Origin of the sequence: Nocardia amamiensis NBRC 102102 (assembly GCF_001612745.1) — a bacterium.
GTDB lineage: Bacteria > Actinomycetota > Actinomycetes > Mycobacteriales > Mycobacteriaceae > Nocardia > Nocardia amamiensis.
Genome location: NZ_BDBA01000342.1, coordinates 1 through 4,639, shown reverse-complemented (window position 1 = coordinate 4,639; position 4,639 = coordinate 1). Strand labels below are relative to the sequence as shown.

Annotated in this window: 5 protein-coding genes and 1 pseudogene; 2 read left to right on the top strand and 4 right to left on the bottom strand. The window is 68.2% G+C overall.

Translation table 11 applies throughout. From position 1 onward, the window contains the following. Nucleotides 1-403 (bottom strand): annotated as a pseudogene (locus tag NA4_RS37330) (hypothetical protein); the annotation flags it as partial. 36 nt (nt 404-439) lie between these two features. Between NA4_RS37330 and glmS the strand changes: the two are divergent. Continuing rightward, nucleotides 440-2,323 (top strand): glutamine--fructose-6-phosphate transaminase (isomerizing), encoded by a 1,884-nt coding sequence (glmS, locus tag NA4_RS37325; protein WP_067480782.1) that lies wholly within the window; start codon nt 440-442, stop codon nt 2,321-2,323. A 112-nt stretch (nt 2,324-2,435) separates the two neighbouring features. On the opposite strand, the gene NA4_RS37320 is transcribed toward glmS, so the two are convergent. From NA4_RS37320 to NA4_RS37310, 3 genes are all read right to left on the bottom strand, one after another. Beyond that, nucleotides 2,436-2,783 (bottom strand): type II toxin-antitoxin system HicB family antitoxin, encoded by a 348-nt coding sequence (locus NA4_RS37320; protein WP_067480780.1) that lies wholly within the window; start codon nt 2,781-2,783, stop codon nt 2,436-2,438. A 2-nt stretch (nt 2,784-2,785) separates the two neighbouring features. Continuing rightward, entirely contained in the window at nt 2,786-3,022 is a 237-nt protein-coding gene (locus NA4_RS37315; protein ID WP_174553052.1) for a hypothetical protein, read from the bottom strand. 96 nt (nt 3,023-3,118) lie between these two features. Further along, nucleotides 3,119-3,550 carry a cupredoxin domain-containing protein gene (locus NA4_RS37310; RefSeq protein WP_067480785.1) on the bottom strand — a complete coding sequence of 144 codons (432 nt, stop codon included), beginning with the start codon at nt 3,548-3,550 and terminating at the stop codon, nt 3,119-3,121. Between the two features lie 42 nt (nt 3,551-3,592). Between NA4_RS37310 and NA4_RS37305 the strand changes: the two genes are divergently transcribed. Beyond that, nucleotides 3,593-4,639, top strand: a 1,047-nt coding sequence (locus NA4_RS37305) for a bifunctional ADP-dependent NAD(P)H-hydrate dehydratase/NAD(P)H-hydrate epimerase (protein ID WP_067480773.1), incomplete at its 3' end; no start/stop codon positions are given.

Sequence of the window (4,639 nt, the reverse complement as noted above, 5' to 3'; positions counted from 1 at the left end):
GGCCCGCCGCTATGACGGCCGCGCCGGCGCCCATGCCGTGTCCGGCCAGGGCGAGACGCTCGGGATGCACGCTGATCTCGCCGGCGCCGAGCCGCACGCCGGTGCAGATGTCGAGCGTGGTGAGCAAATCGGCGGCCAGTCCCAGATGTGACGGAATCGGCCCGCGCTCGGTGTCCGGGGCGGCGGTCACGATTCCCCAGGAAGCGAGGTGCTCGAGCAGGCTGCGGTAGTGTCCCGCGCCGGTCAGCCAGCCGTGGCCGAAGGCAACGGCAGGGAGATTGCGCCCCGACTCGGGCGTGAACACCACCCCGGGCTGGCCCGCGATGGCCAGGTTGCCGCGCAGCACGCGGTGCGGGCCGCGGCTGGTCAGAGTGCTCAGTAGCGATTTCACAGACGCCGACACGACGTGAACGTTAGCCGATAAGTAGTGTGGTGAGCCATGTGCGGAATCGTGGGGTACGTCGGATACCGAGACGCGCTCGGCGTCGTCGTTGACGCGTTGCGCCGCATGGAATATCGCGGCTACGACTCCGCGGGCGTGGCGATCCTGGACGGCGCGGGCGCCCTGGCGGTGGAACGCAAGGCCGGTCGGCTGGCCAATTTGGAGGCCGAGCTGTCCGAAAACGGGATCGACCGTTTCGCGGGCACCACCGGCATCGGGCACACCCGCTGGGCCACGCACGGCGCGCCGACCGACCGCAACGCGCACCCGCATCGCGACCACAGCGGCAAGGTGGCCGTGGTGCACAACGGCATCATCGAGAACTTCGCTCCGCTGCGTCGTGAGCTGGAAGACGCCGGGGTCGAGTTGGGCAGCGACACCGACACCGAGGTCGCGGTACATCTGGTGGCCAGGGCGTATGCCGATGGCCCGACCGCCGGTGACTTCGCCGCCAGCGCGCTGGCCGTGCTGCGCCGCCTGGAGGGTGCGTTCACCCTGGTCTTCACGCACGCCGACCATCCGGACACGATCGTGGCCGCGCGTCGCTCGACCCCGCTGGTGGTGGGCGTCGGCAAGGGCGAGATGTTCATCGCCTCGGATGTCACGGCGTTCATCGAGCACACCCGCGAGGCGGTCGAGCTCGGCCAGGACCAGGCCGTGGTGATCACCCTGGACAGCTACCGGGTGACCGACTTCGCAGGCGAGGACGCCGGTGCGCGCACCCGTCCGTTCACGATCGACTGGGATCTGGCCGCCGCCGAGAAGGGCGGTCACGACTACTTCATGCTCAAGGAGATCGAGGAGCAGCCTGCCGCCGTAGCGGACACGCTGATGGGGCATTTCAGCACTGAACAGGACGGCGGCGGCCGGATCGTGCTGGACGAGCAGCGCTTGGCCGACCAAGAGTTGCGTGATTTCGACAAGGTCTTCGTCGTCGCGTGCGGTAGCGCGTATCACTCCGGTTTGCTGGCCAAATACGCCATCGAGCACTGGACCCGGCTGCCCGTCGAGGTCGAGCTGGCCAGCGAGTTCCGCTACCGCGATCCCGTTCTGGACCGCTCAACGCTGGTGGTGGCGATCTCCCAGTCCGGTGAGACCGCCGACACGCTGGAGGCGGTGCGCCACGCCAAGGAGCAGAAGGCGCGCGTCCTCGCGATCTGCAACACCAACGGCGCGCAGATCCCCCGGGAGTCCGACGCGGTGCTGTACACCAGGGCCGGGCCGGAGATCGGCGTCGCCTCCACCAAGGCTTTCCTGGCTCAGGTGACCGCGAATTACCTGGTCGGGCTCGCTTTGGCGCAGGCGCGCGGCACCAAGTACCCGGACGAGGTCGCGCGCGAGTTCGCCGAACTCGAGGCGATGCCGCCGCTGGTGGAGCGGGTGCTGCAGACGGCGCCGCAGGTACGGACCATCGCACGCGAGCTCGCGCATGTGCCGACCGTGCTGTTCCTTGGCCGTCACGTCGGGTACCCGGTGGCGCTGGAGGGTGCGCTCAAGCTCAAGGAGCTGGCCTACATGCACGCCGAGGGTTTCGCGGCGGGCGAGCTCAAGCACGGTCCGATCGCGCTCATCGAGGACGGGCTCCCGGTGATCGTGGTGATGCCGTCCCCGAAGGGCCGGGCGGTGCTGCACTCGAAGCTGCTGAGCAATATCCGGGAGATCCAGGCCCGCGGCGCGCGCACCATCGTGATCGCCGAGGAAGGTGACGACACGGTCCGGCCGTTCGCCGACGATCTCATCGAGATCCCCGGCGCGCCGACCCTGTTCCAGCCGCTGCTGTCGACGATCCCCCTGCAGATCTTCGCGGCTGAGGTGGCGCAGGCTCGGGGCTACGACGTCGACAAGCCCCGCAACCTGGCGAAATCCGTCACCGTGGAATAGACCAGCAGCCGCGCACCGTAGGGTGCGCGGCTGCTCTTTTCTCCTTGTGCGGACCCCGCCGGTGAGGCGCTGTCTGGCGAGCCACTGAGCACACCCGGTGAGGGGCGCAGCATCAGCGAGAAGACAGCCGCTGGGTGGCGAGCTGGTTCAACGACATCTTCAACTCGGCCGCTTCCCGGACCAGCCGGGCGTGCACTTCGGCTCCGACCCGGACCAGAAACTTACCGCTGTAGCTGCGCTCCGCGAGAGGTCGCGGTACGGATTCGTTGTTGACGGCCATGTCCTTGATGGCGTCATGCACCAAGTCCCGGATACCCTGCAGGGCTTCCTCCTGGGTAGAAGCCAACCAAGACAGCGAGGGGAACTCGGCGCAGAGACCAACGAACTCTTCGTCTTCAGGCGACCAGAGAACTCGGTACGCGTAATGCGTGTGGTCCGGCAGGTTGTAGAGATCGGACATTGCTAGTCACCCTCCTCCGATTCCATCTGCAGCAGCTTGTCGACTGCTGCGATTACTTGTCTGACCTGATAGGCCTTGCTTCCGCCATCTTTGGCCTTCTGGATGTTGACGCGGGGGTCGCCGGGCCAGGGCACCTGGAACACTGCGTGACTGGTCCCTTCCTGGCGCGGTGTGCCGAAGTAGTCGCAGCACACCGAGTAGAGGTCGGAGTAGCTGACGTTGGTCGGTGATTCTCGCATTTTCGCGAGTCTCTTTTCGGCCTGGTCACACATCTATGGTATCGCCCGTGATACTACTAGTCGACAGTGGCTGGGATCACATCTTTGCTTGTTGCGCTACTCAACAGTGACCGACCCGCGCATCTCGGGATGCAGCGAGCAGAGGTATCGGTACGTCCCCGGGTTGGTGAAGGTGTAGCTCCACTCGCCCTTGTCGAGGATGGGGCTGTTGATGCCCATCGCCTTGTCGCCGATGCCTTGCACGGAGTGCGGGACCTTGTCGTCGAATTTCCAGGTGACCGTGTCGCCGACCTTGACGGTGACCTCGGCGGGAGAGAATTTCATATCGTCGACCGCGACGGTGGCGGCGGCCTGCTTGCGCTCGCCGGTCTGCTGTGCGGTGGTGGTCGCCGGGCCGGCCGGTCTCTTCGTCGTGGTGGCGGCCGAGCCGGATTCGCCGCCGCCGCACCCGGTCAGCAGCAGCGCACCGGTCATGGCGACTCCCGTGACCACCTGGATGGTCCTTGTGCGGCGGCGGTCACTTGGCATGATGGCCAAGCGTAGTGGGCCACACCAACGGAGGGAGCGGCGATGTCCGCGCAGCGGGGCTATTTCACCGTCGAGGAGGTGCGTGCGGCGGAGGCCGAGCTGTTCACCCGGGTGCCGGAGGGAATGCCGATGCGTCGCGCGGCGCACGGCCTGGCCAGGGTGGTCGCGGGCGAGCTGCGGGAGCGCACCGGCGGTATCGCGGGCCGAGCGGTGACCTTGTTGGTCGGGTCCGGCGACAATGGCGGCGACGCGCTCTGGGCTGGTGCGCAGTTGCGCCGCCGCGGTGTCGCGGTGACCGCGGTGCTGCTGAACCCGGAACGCGCGCACGCGAAAGGGCTTGCCGCGCTGCGCAAGGCGGGCGGGCGGGTCGCCGACCACGTCGGCGACCCGGACCTGGTGGTCGACGGCATCGTTGGCATCTCCGGTCATGGCGCGTTGCGTCCGCGCGCGGCGGAAATCGTTGCCGCGCTGGAGGCGCCGATCGTCGCCGCCGACCTGCCCAGTGGCGTCGACCCCGATACCGGTGCGATCGAAGGGCCCGCCGTCCGCGCGGATGTCACAGTCGCCTTCGGCGCCTACAAACCGGTGCACGCCCTCGCCGCGGCGCAATGCGGCCGAGTCGAGTTGGTTCCCATCGGTTTACGCCTCCCTGAACCGAACCTCGCCGCGCTGGAGCCCGTCTCGATCGGCGCCGCGTGGCCGGTCCCCGGCCCGGCCGACGACAAGTACACGCAAGGCGTCACCGGCGTATGCGCGGGCAGCGCCACATATCCGGGTGCCGCGGTGCTGTGCGCCGGCGCCGCAATCGCCGCGACCTCGGGCATGGTGCGGTATGCCGGAACCGGAGCGGCCGAGGTGCTGAACCACTTCCCGGAAGTGATCGCCACGCAGACGGTCGCCGCCGCCGGACGTGTCCAGTCCTGGGTCTTCGGTCCCGGCGCAGGCACCGACGCCGACGCAAGGAAGCGCCTCACCGAGATCCTGTCCACGGATCTTCCGGTCGTCGTCGACGCCGACGGCCTGACCTTGCTCGCCGCCGAACCATGGCTGGTGCGCGACCGCACCGCCGCGACCGTCCTGACCCCGCAC